Source organism: Pseudomonas sp. 14P_8.1_Bac3 (assembly GCF_025466085.1).
In the GTDB taxonomy this organism is placed as follows: Bacteria; Pseudomonadota; Gammaproteobacteria; order Pseudomonadales; family Pseudomonadaceae; genus Aquipseudomonas.
In genome coordinates, this window is record NZ_JANLOD010000074.1 from 178,295 (window position 1) to 203,192 (window position 24,898).

21 protein-coding genes and 2 pseudogenes are annotated in these 24,898 nt (G+C 60.8%); 8 read left to right on the forward strand and 15 right to left on the reverse strand.

Going from position 1 to position 24,898, the window contains the following annotated elements:
• Nucleotides 1-13 precede the first annotated feature (13 nt).
• Nucleotides 14-763, forward strand: coding sequence for an enoyl-CoA hydratase-related protein (locus NTD84_RS27390; protein WP_262172195.1), 750 nt, complete (start codon nt 14-16; stop codon nt 761-763).
• A gap of 191 nt (nt 764-954) precedes the next feature.
• Here the strand turns inward: NTD84_RS27390 and pyk are convergent, their stop codons facing one another.
• Nucleotides 955-2,406 (reverse strand): pyruvate kinase, encoded by a 1,452-nt coding sequence (pyk, locus tag NTD84_RS27395; RefSeq protein ID WP_262172196.1) that lies wholly within the window; start codon nt 2,404-2,406, stop codon nt 955-957.
• Nucleotides 2,407-2,577: 171 nt separating this feature from the next.
• Here pyk and NTD84_RS27400 point away from each other — a divergent pair, with 171 nt between their 5' ends.
• Entirely contained in the window at nt 2,578-2,955 is a 378-nt protein-coding gene (locus NTD84_RS27400) for a tetratricopeptide repeat protein (RefSeq protein WP_262172197.1), read from the forward strand.
• Between the two features lie 235 nt (nt 2,956-3,190).
• Entirely contained in the window at nt 3,191-3,550 is a 360-nt protein-coding gene (locus NTD84_RS27405; RefSeq protein WP_262172198.1) for a PilZ domain-containing protein, read from the forward strand.
• A gap of 153 nt (nt 3,551-3,703) precedes the next feature.
• Here the strand turns inward: NTD84_RS27405 and NTD84_RS27410 are convergent.
• The 7 genes and pseudogenes from NTD84_RS27410 to NTD84_RS27440 all read right to left on the reverse strand — a co-directional run.
• Nucleotides 3,704-3,931 (reverse strand): annotated as a pseudogene (locus NTD84_RS27410) (DUF6124 family protein); the annotation flags it as partial.
• Nucleotides 3,932-4,369: 438 nt separating this feature from the next.
• Entirely contained in the window at nt 4,370-5,701 is a 1,332-nt protein-coding gene (locus NTD84_RS27415) for a DUF58 domain-containing protein (RefSeq protein WP_262172199.1), read from the reverse strand.
• Entirely contained in the window at nt 5,698-6,699 is a 1,002-nt protein-coding gene (locus NTD84_RS27420) for an AAA family ATPase (protein ID WP_262172200.1), read from the reverse strand. The genes NTD84_RS27415 and NTD84_RS27420 overlap by 4 nt, the downstream gene beginning before the upstream one ends.
• Entirely contained in the window at nt 6,696-7,859 is a 1,164-nt protein-coding gene (locus NTD84_RS27425) for a DUF4350 domain-containing protein (RefSeq protein ID WP_262172201.1), read from the reverse strand. The genes NTD84_RS27420 and NTD84_RS27425 overlap by 4 nt, the downstream gene beginning before the upstream one ends.
• Nucleotides 7,856-9,400: a DUF4129 domain-containing protein gene (locus NTD84_RS27430; RefSeq protein ID WP_262172202.1), complete on the reverse strand. Its 1,545-nt coding sequence runs from the start codon at nt 9,398-9,400 to the stop codon at nt 7,856-7,858. Before NTD84_RS27430 ends, NTD84_RS27425 begins: the two co-directional genes overlap by 4 nt.
• Nucleotides 9,387-10,364, reverse strand: a complete 978-nt coding sequence (locus tag NTD84_RS27435; RefSeq protein WP_262172203.1) for a stage II sporulation protein M — start codon at nt 10,362-10,364, stop codon at nt 9,387-9,389. The genes NTD84_RS27430 and NTD84_RS27435 overlap by 14 nt, the downstream gene beginning before the upstream one ends.
• Nucleotides 10,361-11,086, reverse strand: a complete 726-nt coding sequence (locus NTD84_RS27440; protein ID WP_262172204.1) for an RDD family protein — start codon at nt 11,084-11,086, stop codon at nt 10,361-10,363. Before NTD84_RS27440 ends, NTD84_RS27435 begins: the two co-directional genes overlap by 4 nt.
• A 184-nt stretch (nt 11,087-11,270) precedes the next feature.
• Between NTD84_RS27440 and sbcB the strand changes: the two genes are divergently transcribed.
• Nucleotides 11,271-12,701 carry an exodeoxyribonuclease I gene (gene sbcB, locus NTD84_RS27445; protein WP_262172205.1) on the forward strand — a complete coding sequence of 477 codons (1,431 nt, stop codon included), beginning with the start codon at nt 11,271-11,273 and terminating at the stop codon, nt 12,699-12,701.
• Between the two features lie 89 nt (nt 12,702-12,790).
• Here sbcB and mvaT read toward each other — a convergent pair whose 3' ends face one another.
• Complete coding sequence (gene mvaT / locus NTD84_RS27450) at nt 12,791-13,168, reverse strand: histone-like nucleoid-structuring protein MvaT (RefSeq protein ID WP_007945872.1); 378 nt, start codon at nt 13,166-13,168, stop codon at nt 12,791-12,793.
• Between the two features lie 350 nt (nt 13,169-13,518).
• Here mvaT and purU point away from each other — a divergent pair, with 350 nt between their 5' ends.
• A complete protein-coding gene (gene purU, locus NTD84_RS27455; protein WP_262172206.1) occupies nt 13,519-14,367 on the forward strand; it encodes a formyltetrahydrofolate deformylase in 849 nt (282 codons plus the stop codon).
• 86 nt (nt 14,368-14,453) lie between these two features.
• Nucleotides 14,454-14,654: a hypothetical protein gene (locus NTD84_RS27460; protein WP_262172207.1), complete on the forward strand. Its 201-nt coding sequence runs from the start codon at nt 14,454-14,456 to the stop codon at nt 14,652-14,654.
• Between the two features lie 113 nt (nt 14,655-14,767).
• Here the strand turns inward: NTD84_RS27460 and NTD84_RS27465 are convergent, their stop codons facing one another.
• From NTD84_RS27465 to NTD84_RS30175, 5 genes and pseudogenes are all read right to left on the reverse strand, one after another.
• Complete coding sequence (locus NTD84_RS27465; protein ID WP_262172208.1) at nt 14,768-15,763, reverse strand: YbhN family protein; 996 nt, start codon at nt 15,761-15,763, stop codon at nt 14,768-14,770.
• Nucleotides 15,760-16,536, reverse strand: coding sequence for a polysaccharide deacetylase family protein (locus NTD84_RS27470; RefSeq protein WP_262172209.1), 777 nt, complete (start codon nt 16,534-16,536; stop codon nt 15,760-15,762). The genes NTD84_RS27465 and NTD84_RS27470 overlap by 4 nt, the downstream gene beginning before the upstream one ends.
• A complete protein-coding gene (locus NTD84_RS27475) occupies nt 16,529-17,650 on the reverse strand; it encodes a glycosyltransferase family 4 protein (RefSeq protein ID WP_262172210.1) in 1,122 nt (373 codons plus the stop codon). Before NTD84_RS27475 ends, NTD84_RS27470 begins: the two co-directional genes overlap by 8 nt.
• A gap of 156 nt (nt 17,651-17,806) precedes the next feature.
• The gene (locus tag NTD84_RS30170) at nt 17,807-18,571 is read right to left on the reverse strand and encodes a methyl-accepting chemotaxis protein (protein ID WP_410017383.1); all 765 of its coding nucleotides are present in this window, start codon (nt 18,569-18,571) and stop codon (nt 17,807-17,809) included.
• A 93-nt stretch (nt 18,572-18,664) separates the two neighbouring features.
• Nucleotides 18,665-19,696, reverse strand: a pseudogene (locus tag NTD84_RS30175) (cache domain-containing protein); the annotation flags it as partial.
• 171 nt (nt 19,697-19,867) lie between these two features.
• Here NTD84_RS30175 and NTD84_RS27485 point away from each other — a divergent pair.
• Nucleotides 19,868-21,355: a DUF853 domain-containing protein gene (locus NTD84_RS27485; RefSeq protein WP_262172212.1), complete on the forward strand. Its 1,488-nt coding sequence runs from the start codon at nt 19,868-19,870 to the stop codon at nt 21,353-21,355.
• A 30-nt stretch (nt 21,356-21,385) separates the two neighbouring features.
• Here the strand turns inward: NTD84_RS27485 and NTD84_RS27490 are convergent, their stop codons facing one another.
• Entirely contained in the window at nt 21,386-21,841 is a 456-nt protein-coding gene (locus tag NTD84_RS27490) for a DUF721 domain-containing protein (protein ID WP_262172213.1), read from the reverse strand.
• Between the two features lie 307 nt (nt 21,842-22,148).
• Here NTD84_RS27490 and secA point away from each other — a divergent pair, with 307 nt between their 5' ends.
• Nucleotides 22,149-24,884 (forward strand): preprotein translocase subunit SecA, encoded by a 2,736-nt coding sequence (gene secA / locus NTD84_RS27495; RefSeq protein WP_262172214.1) that lies wholly within the window; start codon nt 22,149-22,151, stop codon nt 24,882-24,884.
• Nucleotides 24,885-24,898: the final 14 nt, after the last annotated feature.

Below are 24,898 nucleotides of genomic sequence, written 5' to 3' on the forward strand. Positions count from 1 at the left end.
CGCGAGACCTTCCATGACCGATGCGATCCAGATTGAACAAGAACGCGGCCTGCTGACCCTGCGTTTGAACCGCCCCGACAAGAAAAACGCCCTGACCCGCGCCATGTACAGCCGCCTGGCCGAAGCGCTGAAACAGGCGGACGCCGACCCGGAAGTCAACGCCGTCCTGATCACCGGATCGAGCGACTGCTTCACCGCCGGCAACGACATCGCCGACTTCTTGCAGGAGCCGCCAAGCGGCCTCGACAGCCCGGTGTTCCAGTTCATGCTGACCCTGCTCGACTGCCGCAAACCGGTGATCGCCGCGGTGGCCGGCGCTGCCGTGGGCATCGGCACGACGTTGCTGCTGCACTGCGACCTGGTGTATGTCAGCCGTGACGCGCGATTGCGCATGCCGTTCGTCAACCTCGGCTTATGCCCCGAGTTTGCCTCCAGTCTGCTCCTGCCACGTTTGCTCGGGCACGCCAAAGCGGCAGAATTGTTGCTGCTGGGCGAAGGTTTCAGCGGAGAGCAAGCGGCCACTTGGGGCATCGCCACCGAAGCCCTGGGCAGTGGCGAAGCGGCGCTGGCCAAGGCGCGGGAGGTGGCGTTGCGCTTCGAGTCGCTACCCCCGGAAGCGGTGCGCATCAGCAAGCAACTGATGAAGGCTCCGGACCGTGAGCAGTTGCGCAAGGTGATCGAGGAAGAGGGCGCGTTGTTCGTTCAACGGTTGCGCTCGCCGGAGGCGGTGGCGGCGTTGTCGGGGTTCATCAACCGGCATTAAGTCTTTATTGACCTTGCCGGCCTCTTCGCGAGCAAGCCCGCTCCCACGGTCGATCTGCGTACACCGCCCAACTCCTGTGGGAGCGGGCTTGCTCGCGAAAGGGACGGCACAGCCAACACACCATCAGGATCAGAAAGCAAAAAGCCCCGCCATTCACATGGCGGGGCTTTTGTCTTTCAGCAACCGGTCACTCAGACCTGTGGGTCACCCACGTGCAGGATTTTCATCCCGTTGGTGCCGCCGGTCGTGTGGTAGCTGTCGCCCTTGGTCAGGATGACCCAGTCGCCTTTTTCCACGACGCCGCGCTTGACCAGTTCGTCGATCGCTTTCTGGCTGACTTCGTGCGGCTCCAGCGAGGCCGGGTCGAACGGAATGGTGTACACGCCACGGAACATCGCGGCGCGCGCCTGGGTTTCGCGGTGCGGCGAGTACGCGTAGATCGGCACCGAAGAACGGATACGCGACATGATCAGCGGGGTGTAGCCGCTTTCGGTCAACGCAATGATCGCCTTCACACCCGGGAAGTGGTTGGCGGTGTACATGGTTGCCAGCGCAATGCTTTCGTCGCAGCGGGTGAATTCCTTGCCGATGCGGTGGCTGGAGGTCTTGCCAGTCGGGTGCTTTTCAGCGCCGACGCAGATGCGCGCCATCGCCTGCACGGCTTCAAGCGGATACAGACCGGCAGCAGACTCGGCGGACAACATCACGGCGTCGGTGTAGTCGAGCACGGCGTTGGCCACGTCGGACACTTCGGCGCGGGTCGGCATCGGGTTCTGGATCATCGACTCCATCATCTGCGTCGCGACGATCACCGCCTTGTTGTGGCGGCGTGCGTGCAGAATGATTTTCTTCTGAATGCCCACCAGCTCGGCGTCGCCGATTTCCACGCCCAGGTCACCTCGGGCCACCATCACGGCGTCGGAAGCCTGGATCAGGCCATCAAGGGTTTCGTCGTCGGCCACGGCTTCGGCGCGCTCGATCTTCGCCACCAGCCAGGCGGTGCCGCCGGCTTCGTCGCGCAGCTGGCGGGCGTAGTTCATGTCGGCGGCGTCACGCGGGAAGGACACGGCGAGGTAGTCGACTTCCATTTCCGCAGCGAGCTTGATGTCCGCCTTGTCTTTCTCGGTCAGGGCCGGCGCGGTCAGACCGCCACCGCGACGGTTGATGCCTTTGTGGTCGGACAGCGGGCCGCCAATGGTCACGACGCAGTTCAGTTCGGTGGCGGTCGCGGTTTCGACGCGCATCACCACGCGGCCGTCGTCGAGCAGCAGCTCGTCGCCCACGCCGCAGTCCTTGACCAGGTCCGGGTAGTCGATGCCGACCACTTGCTGGTTGCCTTCGGTCAGAGGATGGCTGGTGGAGAAGGTGAATTGATCACCGATCTTCAGCTCGATCTTCTTGTTGGCGAATTTGGCGATGCGGATTTTCGGGCCTTGCAGGTCACCCAGCAGGGCGACGAAGCGGCCGTGCTTGGCGGCGAGGTCACGCACCAGCTTCGCGCGAGCCTTGTGCTCGTCGGGCGTGCCGTGGGAAAAGTTCAGGCGGGCGACGTCCAGGCCAGCCAGAATCAGCTGTTCGAGAACTTCCGGCGAGTTACTGGCCGGGCCAAGGGTAGCGACGATTTTGGTACGACGGACGGACATGCAAAGACTCCTGAGTTCAAGCGCTGAGTGAGGCTACTATGCTCTCCAGTTGTAGTCATTGTTCATGTGCACTACTTATTAGCTTCTTTCTTTAATGAATACTTTTGGCGACAGGCAGCCTGAAGATTTCCGCCAACGGGTCGATAAAGAGCTCAAGACAGGAGAACCCTCATGCGATTTGCGCTCATAGCCGTCCTTGCCCTCAGTGTTGTGGGCTGCACCCGTTTTGCGATGAACCATCATTTGAACAATGCCTACAAAGCATACGATCGGGGCAATTGCGAGCAGGTGACCCTCGAACTGTCGAAAGTCGAACGCGACAGCCGCGCGCGGCCTTATGTGTGGCCGGAAGTGTCGATGCTGCGCGGTTTGTGCCTGGAACGGCAGAAACTGTTCGTCGATGCGGCGCAGACCTACCAGTTCATTATCGCGTCGTACCCGCAGAGCGAATACGCCTACCGCGCCCAGGCCCGCCTGGAAACCTTGCAGTCCCTGGGCCACTACCCGCTGCGTAGCACAGCGGCGGCCGTGCGCCCGACGCGCTTCTGATTGCACTTGTCATACAAAGGCTGGCTCACCCGTGACGGTGAGCTATAGTCGAATAGACCGGTGCCAGAGCCTCGCCTCTGAACCGAGGCAACACCTGTGATCGGCAGAAGTCAGTGACAGCGAAGTACCGACTGTCGCACCGAGAACGGGGAGAGCGCGCCCATGCCCGTACAGGCAGGCCCGTTCCGAAGCATTAGTGCGGCTCTGCTTAAGGGCCTTGCGTAGCGAATTCAGCATGTTCACTGACCGCCGGATCGAGCGGCATCAACTGCCGTATTTTCTGAAAGTGTTCAATAGCGTCACCGACAAGCCGATAGGGTTTCTGGGCAACGTCTCCGAAGACGGGCTGATGCTCATCAGTCAGTTACCGATGATGATCGGTGCGGATTTCGAGTTGCGCCTGAAGATCCCCATGGCCGATGGCTGCCAGCAAGTCATCGACTTCAGGGCTTGTTGTCTGTGGTGCCATGAAGACGCCACTCCCCACCATTACGACGCCGGGTTCAGCCTGCAGCGGGCGCCGCCGGAGTATGCGGATCTGGTGGAGGCGTTGAAACAGTACTTCAGTTTTCAGCCGATGCCTGCGTCTGCCTGAAACAGCGTTGTCTGAAGCGACGCCTTCGCGAGCAAGCCCGCTCCCACACTCGATCTCCTTGTGAACGGATTTGTGTCCGACGCAGATCCAGTGTGGGAGCGGGCTTGCTCGCGAAGGCGTCCGCCCATACGACCTCTCTGAATGTGCCAAACGCTAGACCGCGGTACTCGGCTGCCCGGTTTCCAGGGATTTCTCTACCAGCATCAATCCCAGCTCACTCAGTTGATAAATCGCCATGGCCATGTGGCGGGCTTTGTCGTCGAGGCTGTCGGCCAGGTCGAGCAGCAGGTCGTTGACGGAGCAGAAGGTTTCGAAGGCCTGGATGGCGATGGATCCGGGGTCGGCATCGGGATCGACGGTGAACATCGACATGCCGCGTTCGGGGGGATTGGGGGTGTGCTTGGGCATATTCATTACCTCTAATGAAGCTGTCACCCCCTCGCGACTAAACGAAGGGTGGCGGCTGAACGCAGGTTAGTCGACCGGGGAATATGGAAAACCGGCGCGCCCGAGGGCGCCCTGCGCACAGCCGCCATAAACGTCAGGGATGGGGAGTACCTGACTTCATGACACTTGTGCACATCCATATATCCGACGGGCGACTAAACCCGATCGCTGGAATCAGCGATGCGGATCAAGTTACGTGGCGTCCAACAGGCGCACAAGTCGGCGGATTCTGGTTGATCTGTAGGCAAAACCGCAACCCCTGTAGGAGCGAGCTTGCTCGCGATGGACGTCAACGGTGACGCGCGGGTGTCTGGATGCCAGCGTTGTCTGGGCTACCATCGCGAGCAAGCTCGCTCCTACAGGTCCGGGGTGTCAGAAGACGCCGGCCTTCTTCCATTCCAGGTAGCGGGTGACCAGCGCGGCGCCCAGCTCGTGGGGGTTTGCATCCAGCACCGGCACGCCGTGCGCGTTCAACCGTTCATGCAGTTCGTTGCGCACGTTGAGATAATCCACCGTCCCGCAATAGGTCAACGCTTCCGACAAGGTTTGCACCGGTGTCTGACGCAAACTGTCGAGAACCGTTTCGCGCAAGCTCGCCACCAGTACCCGATGCTGCTGGCTCAGGCGTTTGACGGCGGTGAGCAGTTCATCGTCGTCCTCGTCCCGCAGGTTGGTCACCAGGACCACCAGCGAGCGGCGCTTTTGTCGGGCCAACAGTTGCGTCGCCGCAGCTTGATAGTCGGCGCTGCGTTGAGTGCTGTTCAGGTCATAGACGCTGTTGAGCAGGACGTTGAGTTGTCCGGCCCCCTTCACCGGCGCGAGGTAGCGCGGTGGTTCGGCCGCAAACGTGCCAAGTCCCACCGCATCGCCCTGGCGCAGGGCGACATAGCTCAGCAACAGGCAGGCATTGAGCGCGTGGTCGAAATGCGTCAGCTCGCCGTCCTGGCTGCGCATGCGTCGGCCACAATCGAGCATGAACAGGATCTGCTGGTCGCGTTCGTCCTGGTATTCGCGGGCAATCGGCGTGCGCTGGCGGGCGGTGGCCTTCCAGTCGATCTGACGCAGGCTGTCGCCTTCGCGAAATTCCCGCAGCTGATGAAACTCCAGTCCCAGCCCGCGCCGATGCCGCTGACGCACGCCCAGTTGGCTGAGCCAGTTATCCACCGCCAACAGTTGTCCGCCATAGAGGCGGGCGAAGTCGGGATAAACGCGGGTGTTGTCGGAGACGTTGGACAGGCGCTTGTCTGTCCACAGCCCCATCGGACTGGGCAAGTTGATTTCGCAGTGTTCGAAAGTGAAGTGGCCGCGGTTGAGCGGACGCACGCGGTAGCCGATCTGGCTTTGCTGGCCGGGTTGCAGCTCGACGGACAGCGGTAGATGTTCGAAGCTCAGGCCGTCGGGGACATGGTCGAACACCTCAATGATCAATGGCTGGGAAACGTCATGCTCGACCTCGAGTCGCACGTCGCTCCAGCGCCCGAGCGCCAGGCTGCCGGGCATGTGGCGTTGGATTCGCGGCGATGGCAGGCGTTTGACCCGCACAGCATCGAGCACCGCCAGGGCGAGCAACGCCAGCAACAATCCCCAGTGAATCGACACCAGCGTGGACGGTACGGCGATATCCAACGCCCGACAGGTGCCCAGCACAATGCCGATGACCAGCAGCAACGCCAGCCAGACCAGCAGCAGGCGCGAGGGTTTCACAAGCGCGGCGCCGGCACTTGATCGAGTAGCTGACGCAACACCTGGTCGACCTCCAGCCCTTCGATATCCAGCTCCGGCGCAATCCGCACCCGATGGCGCAACACCGCCAGCGCACAGCCTTTGATGTCATCCGGAATCACGAACTCGCCACCACGCAACAAGGCCCGGGCCCGTGCGCAGCGTACCAGCGCGATAGACGCCCGAGGGCCGGCGCCGAGGGTCAGGCCGGGCCAGGTGCGGGTGGCGCGGGCCAGGCGTACCGCGTAGTCGAGGACCTGATCGTCCAGCGGCAGATCGCTGGCGATGCGCTGCAAGGCCAGCACATCCTTGGCCTGCAACACGGTGCGCAGCGGCTGCACGTCGAGCATGTCGGCCCGGGTCGAACGGCTGACCTGCCGCACCATGTCCAACTCTTGCTCTGCATCGGGGTAGTCCATGCGCACCTTGAGCATGAAGCGGTCGAGCTCGGCTTCCGGCAGGGGATAAGTGCCTTCCTGTTCGATGGGGTTTTGCGTGGCGAGCACCATGAACGGCTGCGCGATGGGCAGCGCTCGGCCTTCAAGGGTGACCTGGCGTTCCTGCATGGCTTCGAGCAGCGCCGCCTGGGTTTTCGCCGGGGCGCGGTTGATTTCGTCGGCCAGCAACAGGTGGGTGAACAGCGGCCCTTTGCGCAGTTTGAATTGCTCGGTCTGCAAGTCGTACACCGCGTGCCCGGTGACGTCGCTGGGCATCAGGTCCGGGGTGAACTGGATGCGTGCGAACTCACCGCCGAAGCAGCGGGCGAGGGCGCGCACCAATAAGGTTTTGCCGAGTCCCGGCACACCTTCGAGCAGCACGTGGCCGCCGGCGATCAGCGCGGTGAGCACATCGTTGATCACCGTGTCCTGGCCGATCACGGCTTTTTGCAGTTCGGCCCTGATCGCCTGGGACAGCTGGCTGGCGCGCTGGCGTTGCTGCTCGGCGTGGCTCGGTGCGCCGGGCTCGATCTCTTCACTCATATGGCATTCCTCAAGGATTGCAGGTGGGCGACCTGACGGCTGAATTCAACGCTGGACAGCCGTTGCTTGGGTCGCGGGCCCATGGCCTGACTGATAGCACGTGTGGGGTGGCCGGTCAGGCGTGCGAGCACCAGCCATTGTTCGGCAACGCCGAGTTGATCAAAACCGGGATGACGGCGTCGCACTCGCCGCAAAATGTCTTGCTGCAAGGCTTGCAGCAGGCTGGCTTGCCCGGTGCGGCGCCACATGAAATCGGCGCTGGCACGCAGGTGCTCCTGAAGCTGTCGACGGGCGCTCGGCGCCGGCGCAATCAATGGCCCCTGACGCACGCCGACATGCCAGAGACCCAGCAGGATCAGGGCAACGAGGGCGACCAACGCCTGGGGGAAATACCGCAGCAACAACGTCAGCAGGTTGTCGTGATCGGTGTTGAACAGCAGGGTCACGTTCGTGTCGGCACTCAGATACCAGAGCAGCCAGGCGTTGTCGTACTGATCGATGGCCGGGTTTTTCCACAGGTCGGCATCAGTGACCACGATGATCGAACCAAGCCCATGGTTCAGCTGCATCATGTGCGTGGCCTTGCCGCTATTGGCCCAGGCTTGTGCCAGGTTCTTTGGGTCTTCGAGGTGGAAGGCGGTATCGAAGGTGGCGTAAGCCGGCGCGTTTTCGTCCTCGAGATAGAGCTTGGTCAGGTTGGGGTAAGGGTCCTTTCCCGCATCCGGCGGCAAGTCCTTGAGGTCCTGACTCAGTAACTGGTGGATCTGCACCCGGTCGAGCAGCAGGTCATGGCTCTGACCGAGTTTTTCATCCCAGATGGATTCGGCGACAAACAGCAGGCGTCCACCGGCACGGGTCCAGTTCAGCAGTTGATCGATCTGGCGCGGGGTCATGCCGGAGCGGTCGCCGAGCAATAGCAGGCTGTGTTGCCGCGGTTCCAGGGTGGGCAGGACATCGAGGCCGTTGGCGTGGCTGACACTCAGGCCTTGCTTGCGCAGGAAGTGTTCAGCGGCCAGGTACGGGTTGGCCTGGGCTTCCGGCGAAGGGCCGTGATCGATCTCCGCCGAATATGGCGTCGCCTTGCTGTACAGATAAAAACTCAGTGCGCCGAGCAGCACCGCAATGCACGCGCCGGCGACGAGCCATAACCGCCGGTTCAACGCGCCGCTCCCGGACCGAACAGGGTTCGCCAGCGGTCACACAACTCCTGCTGCAAATGTGCGGGGGGCAACCGATGCCCATAGGCCATGTTTTGCCAGTGTCCGGTCAGGTTTTTGCTGAAGGCCAGCAACTCGGGTTGTTGCAACTGTTCGACGCGCTGTAGCACCTGGCCTTCTGTGTCGGCGGGTTTCAACGCCATGTTGTAATCGTGCAGCAAGTGGCTGAGCAGGGCGCGATAGAGCAGACCGAGGGCCTCGCGGGGGTTGGATTGCCAGAGGTTTTCGGCGCTGGCGGCGATATCGGCGGGCAGGGTTTCTCGGTTGAGGTCCAGACCGAAGGCCTGTTGCGGCACCGGCCGCCCGAGCTTGGCTTTCCGCGCAGGTCGACGGCTGACGAACGCCTGCAACCAGTCACGGTAACGCCAGAGCAGCAGACCGATCGCACCGATCACCGCGCCCCACAGCAGCACTTCAATCACGCTCGCCAAGGCGCCGAAGCGTTGCTTCTCCAGCAGCCTGAGCAGGGCCTTCAGCCAGTCGGGTTCCTTGTCATCGTCCGCGGTTTCGCGCTTGGGTTTTTCCTCGCCAAAACGATAGCGGGTGACCGTTTCCTTGTTCTTGAACGGCGGCTGATCGAGGATCGCCTTGATGCTGTTCCGGGACGCCTGGCTGGTCAGCGGCTGCTCCAGCAGCCGCTGGCTGTCGGGAGAAACAGTGGGCTCGGCAGCCCAGACGTTTTGCCCGGTCGGCATCAGCGAAAACGCCGTCAGCAGCAGGGTGATGGCGACGCTGCTCAGACGCTGGCGCAGGCGGCGGAATACCAGTTCGATGTCCCAGGCTTCCAGCACCGTGCGCCGGTTCAGGTAAAGGCTGAAACCGCAGGCCACGTAGATCGGTTCCCATACCAGCAGCACCAGCATGTAAAACCCATTGGTCAGGTGTTCCAGCCAGCGCCATTCGTGGGTGGCGGCGGACAACAACGTCTGCCAGCCCCAATCGCGTTCGACCTGCTGCGGCAGCAGCAGATAGAACAGCACCATCAGGCCAATCCACAAGGCGCTTTCCAGATGTGCGCCGATGATCGTCAGCCATCGCGCGGCGCCGCCGCCACGTTGTACCAGCACCGCCAGGCGCTGTTGGCGTGCCTGGCCACTCAAACCTTCAAGTTGCACCACCGGCATGAGGAAGCTGCGACTCAAGCTCAAGCGTCGCCAGGTCAGGCTGGCCAGCAATTGTGGCTTTAATAACCGTGGCCATTGGCGCAGTGCCTGTGTCAGTGTCGGCGTTTCACCGAACATGGCTTTGGACAGGATGTACAGTGGCAGGCGCTCGAACGCCGGTTTCAGCCACCAGAGGATGAGCACGACGAGTGAGGGCGAATCCCACAACAGCACGGTGAGCAGCGCAAACAGCGGCAGGGTCACGACGGCCCAACTGCTCATCAGCAGGCGGCGGTGGCGCTGGCTCAGCAATACGCCCAGGTCCATGGCTTCCCAGGTGTTGCGCGGGCGGATCACCACGGTTGCGTCACTCAGGCGCATGACGGGTCCTTCCGGCCAACAGCAGGTACATCGCCACCAGGCACCACAGCGCTGCGCCGACCAGATACTTGGTCAGCGGCGCGGGGCTGGTCATTGATGACCAGTAAGCTTCGATAAACGCGGCAATCAACAGAAACAGCATGACCCCGCAAATCAGTAGCACGCTCTTGCGCGCAGCGATGCGCAAGGCCTCGGCGCGGGGCAGTCGACCCGGTGCGATCAGTGCCCAGCCCAGTTGCAGGCCAGCGGCACCCGCGAGGGCAATCGCGCTGAGCTCGAAGGCTCCATGGCCGATCACGAACGACCAGAAGGTTTGTCCGTAGCCAATCTGCGTCAGGTGCCCGGCCACCGCGCCGATCATCAAGCCGTTGAAGAGCAGGAAAAATGCGCTGCCCAGCCCAAACAGCAAACCGCTGGCGAAGGTCTGAAAGGCGATGCCGATGTTGTGCATGATGTAGAAACCGAACATCACCCAGTCTTCGCTGGCCGCCCGTTCCGCCGAGCGCCCGAGGTGCCCGGCGACCGGGTCGTACATGCCTTGCATGTCGCTGACCTGTTCGGCCGGGATCAGGTTGTAGATCAGGTCCGGGAACAGGTACACCAGCAACGCAAAACCGATCAGGCTGCCAAAGAACAGCAGGCTCGAGGCCAGCACGAAACGCCACTGCTCACGCACCAGCCGCGGGAAATCGGCGAGGATGAACCCCAGTACATTGGCGCCCAGGCGGCTGCGATGCCGATACAACTGTTGATGCCCGCGCAGGACCTGCTGTTGCAACGAATCGATGAGGAAACTGCTGTAACCGCGCTCCCGAGCCAGCGCCAGGTGCTGGCAAAGCCTTCGGTAATCCTTTGGGAAACTGGCGATCCGCGAGGTGTCCTTGTTCCGTTCCAGCCGGTCGAGCAGGAGGGAAAACTGTACCCATTCAGCCTGGTGGCGATTTTCGAAAAGACTTTGCTTCATGCGGGGCCCAACAATCCGCGGGCGATGCCGTTGAGTTCCGCCAGCGCCCGTGGCCCCGGCACCTGCAACGGTTGCGCGAGGATGGCGGCGAGTTCGCGGGTTCGCGCTTCGGAGAGTTCGCCCTGGCGTTCGGCAAAGCCGAGGACGGCGCGTTGCTCAGTCAGCGTCAGGGCGAAGGGCGGGCGCCGCGGTTCGATGTCGGGCAGTTGCGGCCGGGTCAGCGGTGGCTCGCGGTAAATCACCAGCGTGCCGGCGGCGATGTCGCCGAGGCGTTTGAAATTGGGGTGTTGCAGGCAACTGAGGGCGCCGAGGAAATAGCCGAACGGCAACAAATCGACAAAGCGCAGCAGGTTGCGCAACAGCGAGGCGGACCAGCCGATCGGCGTACCATCGTCCTGCACCACCCGCAGGCCCATCCACTGCTTGCCCGGCGAACGGCCCTGATTGAGCACCTCGAACAGCACCATGTACCACCAGCTCACGGCGAACAACAGGATCGAGCCCAGCCCGGCACCGAGTTTGCCGAGAAAGGCCAGGACGACGAACAGCAGGCCGAGAATCAGCCCGCGCAGCCCGAGGTCGATGGAGAACGCCAGCGCACGAACCATCAACCCGGCCGGGCGCAGTGGCAGGTCGATGCCTTCCGGCGTTTCAACCTGATACCGCGTATCCAGTGGCGGGGACAGCGTCGCTTTCCTTGGCAGTGCTGCGGTCTCGAGCATGGGCTACCTGATGATGTGGCCTGATCGGGATTCTGTGTGCGACCGATGCTAGCAGTCTCTTGGGGGAAAACGACATAACTATGTATTGCACGTTGCGTAGTCGGAAATGTTTGAATGCAAGATCGCTGGCCGGTTCGGGATGCAAACGCCTAGACTTCGCCGATCATCCGTTCAGGAACAGCCTGTGACCTCCATCTTCTGGTACGACTATGAAACCACTGGCATCAACCCCCGTTGCGACCGGCCGCTGCAGGTAGCCGGGCTGCGCACTGATTTCGATCTCAATGTCATAGACGAGCCGGTCAATCTGTACTGCCAGCCCAGCGAAGATATCCTGCCGCACCCGGCGGCCTGCGCGATCACTGGCATCACGCCAGGCCAATTGGCCGGGCTCGGTTTGAGCGAAGCTGACTTCATGACCCGGGTGCATGCCCAACTGGCAGCGCCCGGCACCTGTGGCGCGGGTTACAACACGTTGCGTTTCGACGACGAAATGACCCGCTACAGCCTGTATCGCAACTTTTTCGACCCCTACGCGCGGGAATGGCAGGGCGGTAACAGCCGCTGGGACCTGATCGATGTGGTCCGCGCGGCGTATGCCTTGCGCCCGGATGGCCTGGTCTGGCCAACGGATGACGAAGGGCGGGTGACGCTCAAGCTGGAACGCCTGACCGCGGCCAATGGCATTGATCACGGCAATGCCCACGAAGCGTTGTCGGACGTTCGCGCTACCATCGCCCTGGCCCGTTTGATTCGAGAGAAGCAGCCGAGGCTGTATGACTGGTTGTTTCAGTTGCGCAGCAAGCAAAAGGTGATGGATCAGATTCGACTGTTACAGCCGATGGTGCACATTTCCGGGCGCTTTTCGGCGGCCCGCAGTTATGTCGGCGTGGTGCTGCCGCTGGCCTGGCACCCGCGTAACAAGAACGCATTGATTGTCTGTGACCTGCACCTCGATCCACAGGGCTTGCTCGATCTGGACGCCGAGACCCTGCGCCAGCGTCTGTACACCCGTCGGGAAGACTTGGCCGAAGGCGAATTGCCGGTGCCGCTCAAGCTTGTCCATATCAACAAATGCCCGGTGGTCGCGCCGTTGTCGGTCCTGCGTCCCGATGATCAGCAGCGGCTGGGGCTGGACATGGCGCTTTATGAGGCGCGCACGCTGCGGCTAAGTGACGCACAGCAAGTTTGGCAAGATAAAGTCCAGGCTATTTATGCCCGCGAAGATTTCACCCAGAGCCAGGATCCTGAGCAGCAGTTATACGATGGTTTTATCGGTGATCGGGACCGGCGTCTTTGCGAGCAAGTCAGAATGGCGGAGCCGGCGCAATTAGCGCAGCAACAATGGCCTTTCGATGATGAACGTTTGCCTGAATTATTGTTTCGATATCGCGCACGTAACTTTCCCGACACGTTGAGTTTAGAAGAGCAAGAACGTTGGCGAATATTCTGTCAGCAACGTTTGTCAGACCCGGTATGGGGGGCGCCCAATACCCTGGAAACTTTTGTAGAGGCCGCGGCCCAGTTGCATGTTACTGCGACGCCGTTTCAGCAAGAGGTGCTCGGCGAGTGGAACAATTATGTCCAGGCATTACGCAAACGTTTGAATCTTTGAAAATGAAAATACCCGGCGCTGAATGTCGGGCATAAAAAAACGCCAGCGATTTGCTGGCGTTTTTTTGTCGCGGCTTAAAGTGTTGCGGCTTAGCCCAGCAGGGTCGCCCAGCCTTCAACCACGTCACCGCCCCACTTGGCTTTCCACTCTTTCAGAGTTTTATGGTTGCCACCTTTGGTTTCGATGACTTCGCCGTTGTGCGGGTTTTTGTATTGTTTAACTTTGCGAGCGCGCTTGGTACCAGTAGTTTTTACTGCGCCGCCGCGTGGTGCTTTGGATTTGGATTCTGGATCCAGCAGCGCGATGATGTCACGCAGGGACTTGGAGTATTCGCCCATCAAGGTGCGCAGTTTGCCTTCGAATTCCAGCTCGGTTTGCAATTTGTCGTCTTGGGACAGGTTCTTCAAACGGGCTTGCAGCTCTTTGATAGCTTCTTCGGTGGCACGATATTCGTTGATCAAGGACATGAGGACTACCTTATGTTAGGGCGCTGGGTGGCAGGGGACAGTGCGGCAATAATAGTCAGGCTGTTTCATCAAGTAAACATTAAACCGGGGTTTATTTAAATTAGTTGTGGGGATTAGGCCGCAGACTGGTTGTGCAGTTAAATAGTGTGATGCAGGTATCACAGATACTCACAAATCTGCACTTGAAGATGGCCGACAAAATCACCATTGCGCGGGTGAGCGGGCACTTTCAATGCGGGCGCAGCGCGGGTGCCCTCACTGAAGCGCGACGCAAGGCGTCATCAATACTGCAGTTTTGCTACACAGCCGCTAGAATGGCGGCCTTTGCGAAGTTCTGGAGTTTCCCCCTCATGCGCACTTTTCGGCTGGTGATCGCTTGCCCGGACCGCGTCGGTATCGTTGCTAAAGTCAGTAACTTTCTGGCGTCACATAACGGCTGGATCACTGAAGCGAGCCACCACTCGGACAATCTGAGTGGCTGGTTTTTCATGCGTCACGAAATTCGGGCCGATTCGCTGCCTTTCGGCATCGAGGCTTTCCGCGAAGCGTTTGCGCCAATTGCCGAAGAGTTCTCGATGAACTGGCGTATCACCGATACCGCGCAGAAAAAGCGCGTGGTGTTGATGGCCAGCCGCGAGTCTCATTGCCTGGCCGACCTGCTGCACCGCTGGCACAGCGATGAACTGGACTGCGAAATCTCTTGCGTGATTTCCAACCATGACGATCTGCGCAGTATGGTCGAGTGGCACGGTATTCCTTACTACCACGTGCCGGTCAATCCTCAGGATAAGGAGCCGGCGTTCGCCGAAGTCTCGCGCCTGGTCAAACAGCACGATGCCGAAGTGGTGGTACTTGCCCGTTACATGCAAATCCTGCCGCCGGAGTTGTGCAGTGAATATGCGCACAAGGTCATCAACATTCACCACAGCTTCCTGCCGTCGTTCGTCGGCGCCAAGCCGTATCACCAGGCGTCCCTGCGTGGGGTGAAGTTGATCGGCGCAACGTGTCACTACGTGACGGAAGAGCTGGATGCCGGCCCGATCATCGAGCAGGACGTTGTGCGTGTCAGCCACAGCGACAGCATCGAAGACATGGTGCGTTTCGGCCGTGATGTCGAGAAGATGGTGTTGGCGCGTGGTCTGCGTTATCACTTGGAAGATCGTGTGCTGGTGCATGGCAACAAGACCGTGGTGTTCTGATAGCTGCACGACACGGTTGAAATTCGAAGGGTCTGGGCGTTCAATCGCTTCAGGCCCTTCGCCGTTTCTGCACTGAGGACATGAGCATGGCTGATCCACTGGACAAGGCTGTTTCCAAGGCGCCCGCCACGTTGGGGGAGGGGTGTCTGAGCCGTTATGATCCGGACGATTTGAGTGCCGAGGATGGGACGGAATTTCCTGGAGCGGCGGAGTTGTGGGAGGCGTTGCATCCGTCCGAGGCTGAGCCTGGCGCGGTAGGGACTGGCTCGCCGGGTAAGCGGACTTGAGCGCTGGCGATGGACGTCAACGATAATGCGGGAAACCAGACACCCCGCGGCGTTCTCGGGGTTTTTCGCGAGCAGACTCGCTCCTACACGTTTTCGGGTGATCCGCGCCCCGTCTATGCCTGTTTGACCCTCATCAACTTCTTCAACAGCGGTCGTCCCAGCATCAGCAAAAACACCGGCCCGCCCACCACCAGGTAGAAGTAATAAGTCACCGCCCGCCAAATCAGAATCGCCGCCGCCGCGGTGGATTTCCCCACCATAGGCGCCAGCAACGCGGCGGAGGTCAATTCCGCTGCACCGGCGCCTCCCGGCAACAAGCTGAACTGCCCGGCACTCAGTGAAAGCATCTGAATCAAAAAGCTCCACGCCCACTGCAAATCCGCTCCCAGCCCGCGCAACGCCAGGTACAGCACGCTGTAGCGCAGGACCCAATGCACACAGGTCAGGGCAAACACCTTGATCAATGTCTGAAAGGGCAGCTTCAGCGTGTCGGTGAACGCCGCCAGAAAATGCAGGAGTTTTCGCGCCCAGCGCATGCGCGTGGTGCCTTTGACATTGAGGCGAACCAATAGCCGTCCGCTCAGGCGAATCAACAATCGATGGTAGCGCGCGATCACCACACAACTGAGCAAGCCGCCGAACATCGATATGGCACTGACCGTCAGCAACCACTCCATGCGTTCGCTGAGGTGTTGGAACAGCGCATAAATCAGAATCCCGCTCAGCGCGCAAAGGAAGAACAGCAGGTCGCTCAACTGATCCATGGCAAACACCGCACTGCCCCGTGCCGGGCGAACACCGTTGCGGGCCAGCAGCGCCATGATCGTCAGCGGCCCGCCGCTGCCGCCCGGTGTGGCGCAGTAGGCAAACTCCGCGGCCATCACCACGCCAAGGCTTTTGACCGGGCTGACCTTATCGCGCTGATCGCCCAGCAGCAGACGCAAGCGCAGGGTGTTCACCACCCAGCACAGCAGGATCATGCCGAACATGATCAGTAGCCAGTTCAGCGGAAAACTCTGCAGCCGCGCCCAGGTCTGGTTACCGCCCAGCAACAGCGGAATCAGCACCGCAACCAGCAATGCGACGAGCAGCAGGATCCCCCGGCTCATGCGGCGCGACCGGTACGGTCGTTGTGCTGCGCCAGCCAGCGTGCCTTGGTCAGCGGCACGCGGCCCTCATCGAGCAGGCGCTTGAGGGTTTGCAGCCAGTAATTGCGTGAGAATTCGTGACGCATGTCCACGGGGTGCAAGCCCAGGCGAATCACCGGCGCCTGACGCCAGCGTTGTTCACGCTGATCGCTGACCAGCTTCGACACACCCCGCCGCCAGGCACTGCGCGCACTCCAGACCAGGCCCGGCGCTTCGATCGGGGTGAAATCCGGCAGCCGATACAAATGCTGCGGGTCACTGGTGTAACTCAGCGGCAACTGGCGTAATGCCTGACGCGTCCCTTCGCTCATCAGCCAGGCGGGAGCGACAAAGCCCTCCAGCGGCCAGTTGTTGCGATGGAACACTGCGATGCCGGCCCGCAGGCGGGCGAGGGCGGCTTCACGGGACAGGCTGTAGAACTCGCCTTCGTGGGTATAAATGCGGCGCATGAACCAGTCTCGTGGCGTAATGGGCGTCGGGCTTTCATCACAATGAAAGTAGCCGTGCAACGCCAGTTCGTCACCTCGGGCTACCCGCCCGGTGAGCATCCGTCGAAACGCCGGATGGGCTTCCAGATCGTTGTATCCGTGAAAATCCGGCACCACCAGCCAGGTCATTGGCACGTCGCCCAAGGCGTCAACGGCGTCGACAAAAGGTTGGTAATCGGCCCAGGTTTGCGGCGCGACATCGTGCAGCACCAATAGCAGGCTGGGGGCGTTCATGGGCTCAGCCATTGACGATCAACGGCCATTGGTTGCCGAGGACGGCGTGGTAATGGCCCAACAGACTGTTGACCACCGTGTCCCACGAGTAATGCTGTTCGACATGACGGCGGGCCTGTTGGCCCAGTACGGTACTGCCGAAACCCAATACCTCCCGCACGGCATTGGCCATGGCCAACGGGTTGTTCGGGGCACACAGGACGCCACAGTCTGCGGTGATGATTTCCTTAAAGGCCCCCGCTGCGACGGCCACCACCGGAATCCCGCAGGCCATGGCTTCCAGGATCACCAGGCCGAAGGTCTCCTGATCGCCGGCATGCAACAGCGCATCGGCGCTCGCCATCAGCCTCGCCACGTGTGCCGCAGGGCAGAACTCGTCGACCACGGTGACGTTGTCCGGCACCACCGCCGGCATCGACGAACCCACCAGCAGCAGGTGATAGCGCCGGCCCAGGCGTTTCATGCAATCGAGCAGCACCGGCAGGTTTTTTTCCTTGGAACCGCGCCCGGCGAAAATCAGCAGGTGCGTTTGTTCATCAATGCCCAGCTCGGCCCGCAGCTCCGGGTCTCGGGCGTCCGGATGGAAGGTCTGCAGGTCGACACCCAGCGGCTGGACGAACACGTTCCTCACGCCCAGGCCGGTCAATTTGTCGGCCATGATCTGGCTCGGCGCCAGCACCCGGTCGAAGTTGCCATAGAGCTTGCTGACATACGCCTCGACATTAGGCGTGACCCAGTTGCCCATGCGGTTACTGACCAGCAGCGGCAGGTCCGAGTGGTAGAAGCCGATCACCGGGACATCGAGTTGGCGGCGGGCATCGAGCGCCGCCCAAGCCGTGAGGTACGGGTCGCCGACCTCGATCAGGTCGGGTTGCAGGTCATGCAGGACATTGCGCCAAGGGGCAAGACGGAGGGGGAAACGATAACCCTTGCCGAAGGGCAGGGCGGGGGCCGGAACCGTGTAGACGCCATCTTCTTCACTCAGGTGCGAACCCGGTATCAGCAGGCTGTGGCGAATGCCTGGCTTGATCCCCAGGCGCCGGTGTTTCGCATCCAGATAAGTGCGCACGCCACCGCTGGCAGGGGCGTAGAACATGGTTATGTCAGCGATATGCACGATGAACATCCCTCCGGTCCGTTGTTCTCCCTTGGTTGACCTTTATGAAGGATAGATGTTCGGTTGAGGTTTTGTGGCGGTGTGTCAGTCAGGGAGGTGGTGAGTGTGCGAATGCTTTCGCGGGCAAGTCGAATCGACTTGCCCGCGAAGAGGCCCTTTCAGACATTAAATCCGGAAACTACCCACCAACTGTTTAAGCCGCGCCGCCTGCTGCTCCAGATCCGCACACGCCCGTAACGTCGACTGCAAGTTCTCCACCCCTTCCTGATTCAGGGTATTGATCTCGGTAATGTCGACATGGATTGCCTCGACCACCGCCGTCTGCTCCTCGGTCGCCGTGGCCACCGACTGGTTCATCCCGTCGATCTCGCCCATGCGCACGGTCACGCTGTTCAGTCGCTCGCCCGCCAGATTGGCGATCTCCACGCTGTCCTGGCTGTGACGTTGACTGTCGTTCATGGTGCTGACGGACCCGCGAGCGCCGATTTGCAGTTCCTCGATCATGCCCTGCACCTGTTGCGCCGACTCCTGCGTGCGGTGCGCCAGGTTGCGCACTTCATCGGCGACCACCGCAAAACCACGCCCGGCCTCACCGGCGCGGGCCGCTTCGATCGCGGCGTTGAGCGCCAGCAGGTTGGTCTGCTGGGAGATGCTGGTGATCACTTCGAGAATCTGCCCGATGTTCACGGTCTTGCTGTTCAGCGATTCGATGTGACTGCTTGAGGTGCTGAGCAGGCTCGACAGTTGATTCATCGCGACAATGCTGCGATCCACCACTTGCTGGCCGTCTTCGGCCAGGCTGCGCGCGTCGCTGGCCTGGCTTGAGGCCTGGGCCGCGTTGCGCGCTATTTCCTGGGCGGCGGCGCCGAGCTGGTTGATGGCGGCGGCGACGCTGCTGGTACGCGAGGCCTGCTGGTCGGAGTTGAACATCGACGAGTTGGAGGCTGCGACCACGCGCAAAGCCACCTCGTTGACTTGCCCGGTGGCCGACGACACTTCGCGGATCGACCCGTGAATGCGCTCCACGAAACGGTTGAATGCAGTGCCGAGCAGGCCGAATTCGTCGTGATTCTGCACGGTCAGGCGTTTGGTCAGATCGCCTTCGCCGTCAGCGATGTCTTCCATGGCGCGGGTCATGACGTTCAGCGGCTGGATCAGCAGGCGGATCAACAGGCCCAGCAGGGCGATGATGATGGCCACGGCGATTACGGTCGCAATGACCGCCGAGGTGCGGAATTGGCTGAGCATCGCGTAGGCTTTGTCTTTATCCACCGACAGACCGATGTACCAGTTGACCGAAGACAATCCTTTGATCGGGGTGAAGGTGACGATGCGCGTTTTACCATCGACCTCGACTTCACTGAAGTCCGTGCTGATGCGCGGCGTGTTTTCCGGGTAGGCCTCGACCAAGGCTTTCATGACCAGCTCTTTGTCCGGGTGCACCAGGATTTTGCCGTCGGCGCTGACCAGAAAGGCGTGACCCATGCCGCCGAAGTCGAGTGCGTTCAGGGTGTCGATGATCATCTGCAGGCTCAGGTCACCGCCGACCACGCCGATGTTTCGACCGTCGTTGGCCACACCCTGGACGATGGACACGACCAGTTGGCCGGTGCCGATATCAATGTAGGGTTCGGTCAATACGGGGCCGCGGGTGCTTTGGGCGCTTTTGTACCAATCCCGCACGCGGGGATCAAAGCCCTCTGGCATTTTGACCTCCGGACGGATGATGAACAGCCCATCGGCGCTGCCCAGAAACACGGCCACGAAGGCCGCCATCATTGCTTTCTGCTCGAACAGGAGGGTGATGTTGCTGACATCCGCGTTCAGCGCGATGGTTTGTGAGAGGTTTTCCACCAGCAGGCTGCGGCCATTCAGCCAGGTCTGGATATTGTTGGCAGTGACGCTGCCCATTTGCTGAAGGGAGTTGTCCAGGTCACTGCGGATCGCATGACGTTGCAACGCATCGTTGTAGAACGTAAATGTAGCGAAAGCGGCAGTAACGATGAGGGCGGCGGCAAGCAGGATCTTATGGCTAAAGCGCATATTTTTATTCATGGCTTGGGCTTCCGATAAGGTCTTAATGCCCACGGCGTGCTTTTATAAAGACATGCAGCACGGGCAAGGTTGAGATCAAGTTGATAATTCCGACCTCGCCCTAGCGGATTATCAACGCGTACAGTCTTGTTATCGGCCGTAATCGATCAAAGATGAACCATAGGTGGCAAAATGCACGATTCTTCGCAACTCGTTATCGGTGCCGACCCTGCCGGGCAGCCCATTGCCCAGGCCATGCGCCTGGCGAACCGTCACGGTCTGGTCGCCGGCGCCACCGGGACCGGCAAGACCGTCACCTTGCAACGCTTGGCCGAAGCGTTCAGTGATGCCGGTGTGGCCGTATTTGCTGCGGATATCAAAGGCGATCTGCGCGGCCTCGGTGCGGCGGGCAATCCCCAAGGCAAGGTGGCCGAGCGCATCGCCGGCATGCCCTGGCTGGATTACACGCCGCAGGCCTACCCGGTCACCCTGTGGGACATTCACGGTCAGTCCGGTCATCCATTGCGCACCACCTTGAGCGAAATGGGCCCGCTACTGATTGGCGCGCTGCTGGAGCTGACCGACAGTCAGCAATCGGCGCTCTACGCCGCGTTCAAGGTGGCCGACCGCGAAGGCTTGCTGCTGCTGGATCTGAAGGACTTGAAGGCGCTGCTCAATCACCTGCGCGACCACCCGGAATTGCTCGGTGACGACGCGGCGTTGATGACCACCGGATCGAGTCAGGCGCTGTTGCGGCGCCTGGCGACCCTGGAACAACAGGGCGCCGAAGCACTGTTCGGCGAGCCGGCGCTGCAACTCGAAGACATTCTGCAGCCGGCCGCCGATGGCCGCGGGCGCATTCATTTACTCGATGCCAGCCGTCTGGTGCACGAGGCGCCGAAGGTCTACGCGACGTTCCTGTTGTGGCTGCTGGCCGAACTGTTCGAGCAACTGCCGGAGCGCGGGGATGCCGAGAAACCGTTGCTGGCGCTGTTTTTCGACGAGGCTCATTTGCTGTTCGCCGATACCCCCAAGGCGTTACAGGAGCGTCTGGAGCAAGTGGTGCGGCTGATCCGCTCGAAAGGGGTGGGCGTGTATTTCATCACCCAATCGCCGGGCGACCTGCCGGACGACGTGCTGGCGCAACTCGGTCTGCGTATCCAGCATGGCTTGCGCGCGTTCACCGCCAAGGAACAGAAGTCCCTGCGCGCGGTGGCTGACGGTTTCCGCCCGAACCCGGCGTTCGATGCCTTGTCGGTGTTGACTGAACTGGGGATAGGCGAGGCGCTGGTCGGCACGCTGGCGGAAAAGGGGACGCCCGAAATGGTCCAGCGTGTGCTGGTCGCACCGCCGCAATCGCGGATCGGGCCGCTGAGCGAAACCGAGCGTACGGTATTGATTGCCGGTTCGCCGTTCAAGGGCCGCTATGACAAGCCGGTGGACCGCGAGTCGGCTTATGAGGTGTTGATGGGCCGCAAGGGTCTGGCGCCAGGTGCGGAAGCGATGCCGGGCAAGCCTGCGCCGGAGGAACCAAGCTTCACCGACAAGGCCGGGGAATTTCTCGGGACGGCGGCGGGGCAGGCGCTGAAATCGGCGATGCGACAGGCGGCGAATCAATTGGGGCGGCAGTTGGTGCGTGGGTTGATGGGCTCGTTGCTGGGCGGCAGCAAACGCCGCTGACAAGCGGGCACCATTAAAAGTGTGGGAGCGTCAGGTCTTGGGCTTGGCGTGTGCCGCCAATCGCTCCAGCGCCGCCCTCAGGTTCGGATCAGTAATCCCGTCCGCCGTGGCCTGAATGGTCGCCGCCGCATCGGTCGACAGGTCCATCGTGTGCCCGGCCGCACCTTGCTGGACGGTCGGCGGCTGCACCTTGAAGAGGATCCGGGTCAGGCTGGCAAACTCGTCAAACATTTGTAACTGCCGTTGCAGACGCTTCTGTTGATAACGCAGACGGGTGGCCCAATGGCCATCGGTGACAATCAGCAACAAACTGCCTTCGCGCCACGACGCCACATGGCAATGCTCCCGGGCGGCCGGTTGTAACTGGCTTTCGAGCAGGCGCTGCAGATGACCCAGGCGTTGAGCGTGGCCGAAAAGGGCTTTGAGCGGTTTGGCTTCGCGAAGCAGAACGGCGGGTGCTCTGGCCGTAAGAGGGCGAAATGCCATGATCAGACACCTGAAGTAACAGAGCCGCCATGTTAGCAGAAAGCACTGGTTGCACCCGACCCATTGCTTTGCGCGCGCTTTACCCATTAAATCAACAAGTAACTTCTGCCGTCAGCGGCTTGAAGTTCAGCAAAACGCCCCTATTTTAAGTGAGCCCCGTCAAAGCGCAGTGCATGCATCGTGGAACAACGCCACTTTCCTCACCATCGTTTCCGGGTAGAATGCTCGTTCGCATGCGGCCATGAGGGCTGCACGGGCGACTCACGGGGCCGCCCTCCATCCCTTTAGTGTGGAAGATCCTGCCGATATGTTTGCGCCTTTGTTAAAGAAACTTTTTGGAAGCAAGAACGAGCGTGAAGTCAAACGCATGCTCAAGACGGTGCAACTCGTCAATGCCTTCGAAGAGCAAATGGTAGCCCTTTCGGACGATCAATTGCGTGCCAAGACTGATGAGTTCAAGGCCCGCATCGCCAAAGGGGAAACCCTCGACAAGCTGCTGCCAGAAGCCTTTGCGGTCGCCCGCGAAGCCGGCAAGCGCGTCATGGGTATGCGTCACTTCGATGTACAGCTGATCGGCGGCATGACCTTGCATGAAGGCATGATCGCGGAAATGCGTACCGGTGAAGGCAAGACCCTGGTGGCGACACTGGGTGTTTACCTCAACGCGCTGTCCGGCAAGGGCGTGCACGTTGTGACGGTGAACGACTACCTGGCCCGCCGTGACGCCAACTGGATGCGTCCGCTCTACGAATTCCTCGGCATGACGGTCGGTGTGGTCACGCCATTCCAGCCGCCGGAAGAGAAGCGTCTGGCCTACGCCGCCGACATTACCTACGGCACCAACAACGAATTCGGTTTCGACTACCTGCGCGACAACATGGCGTTCAGCATGGAAGAAAAATTCCAGCGCGAACTCAATTTTGCCGTGATCGACGAAGTCGACTCCATCCTCATCGACGAAGCCCGTACCCCGCTGATCATTTCCGGTCAGGCCGAGGACAGCTCCAAGCTGTACATCGAGATCAACAAACTGATCCCGCAACTGCAATTGCACGTTGAAGAAGTTGAAGGCGAAGTCACCAAGGCCGGCCATTACACGGTTGACGAGAAGACCCGTCAGGTCGAACTCAACGAAGCCGGTCACCAGTTCATCGAAGACATGCTGACCCGTGTCGGCCTGCTGGCTGAGGGCGAGAGCCTGTACTCGGCGCATAACCTGGGCCTGCTGACCCACGTGTATGCCGGTCTGCGCGCGCACAAGCTGTTCAACCGTAACGTTGAATACATCGTGCAGGACGGTCAGGTTGTCCTGGTCGACGAGCACACCGGTCGTACCATGCCGGGTCGCCGTTTGTCCGAAGGTCTGCACCAGGCGATCGAAGCCAAAGAGAACCTGAACATCCAGGCCGAAAGCCAGACCCTGGCCTCGACCACGTTCCAGAACTACTTCCGTCTGTACAACAAGCTGTCCGGCATGACCGGTACTGCCGACACCGAAGCGTTCGAATTCCATCAGATCTATGGCCTGCAGGTCATGGTGATCCCGCCGAACAAGCCGTTGGCGCGTAAAGACTACAACGACCTGGTGTTCCTGACCGCCGAAGAGAAATACGCGGCGATCATCAACGACATCAAGGAGTGCATGACCCAGGGCCGTCCGGTGCTGGTAGGTACTGCAACCATCGAAACCTCCGAGCACATGTCTGCGCTGCTGCAGAAGGAAGGGATCGAGCACAAGGTTCTCAACGCCAAGTTCCACGAAAAAGAAGCCGAGATCATTGCCCAGGCCGGTCGTCCGGGTGCACTGACCATCGCCACCAACATGGCCGGTCGTGGTACCGACATCCTGTTGGGCGGTAACTGGGAAGTGGAAGTCGCCTCGCTGGAAGAGCCAACGCCGGAGCAGATCGCGCAGATCAAGGCCGACTGGCAGAAGCGTCACCAGCAAGTGCTCGAGTCGGGTGGTTTGCAGGTGATCGCGTCCGAGCGTCACGAATCGCGCCGTATCGACAACCAGTTGCGTGGTCGTGCCGGTCGTCAGGGCGACGCCGGTTCCAGCCGGTTCTACCTGTCGCTGGAAGACAGCCTGATGCGCATCTTCGCCTCTGACCGGGTGAAGAACTTCATGAAAGCCCTGGGCATGCAGTCCGGTGAAGCGATCGAGCACCGCATGGTGACCAACGCCATCGAGAAGGCCCAGCGCAAGGTTGAAGGCCGCAACTTCGACATTCGCAAGCAACTGCTGGAGTTCGACGACGTCAACAACGAACAGCGTAAAGTGATCTATCACATGCGTAACACGTTGCTGGCCGCCGACAACATCGGTGAAACCATCGCCGACTTCCGTCAGGACGTGCTCAACGCCACCGTGAGCGCGCACATTCCACCGCAGTCGTTGCCTGAGCAGTGGGACGTGGCCGGTCTGGAGTCAGCGTTGCAGAGTGACTTCGGTGTTTCGCTGCCGATCCAGCAATGGCTCGACGAAGACGATCACCTGTATGAAGAAACCCTGCGCGAGAAGCTGATGCAGGAGCTCATCGCGGCGTACAACGAGAAAGAAGACCAGGCCGGCGCCGAAGCGCTGCGCACCTTCGAGAAGCAAATCGTTCTGCGTGTGCTGGATGACCTGTGGAAAGACCACCTGCAGACCATGGACCACCTGCGTCATGGTATCCACCTGCGTGGCTACGCCCAGAAGAACCCGAAGCAAGAGTACAAGCGCGAGTCGTTTACGCTGTTCTCCGAGTTGCTGGATTCGATCAAGCGCGACTCGATCCGTGTGCTGTCGCACGTTCAGGTTCGCCGCGAAGACCCGATCGAAGAAGAGCAACGCCTGCGTCAGGAAGCCGAGGCACTGGCCGCGCGCATGCAGTTCCAGCACGACGAAGCGCCAGGTCTGGAACAGCCGGAACTGCTCGGTGAAGAGGTCGATGTTGCCCTCGCCACCGCGCCGGTCCGCAACGAACAGAAGCTGGGCCGTAACGAGCTGTGCTACTGCGGTTCGGGCAAGAAATTCAAGCATTGCCACGGGCAGATCCAGTAAAACCCGTTTCAATC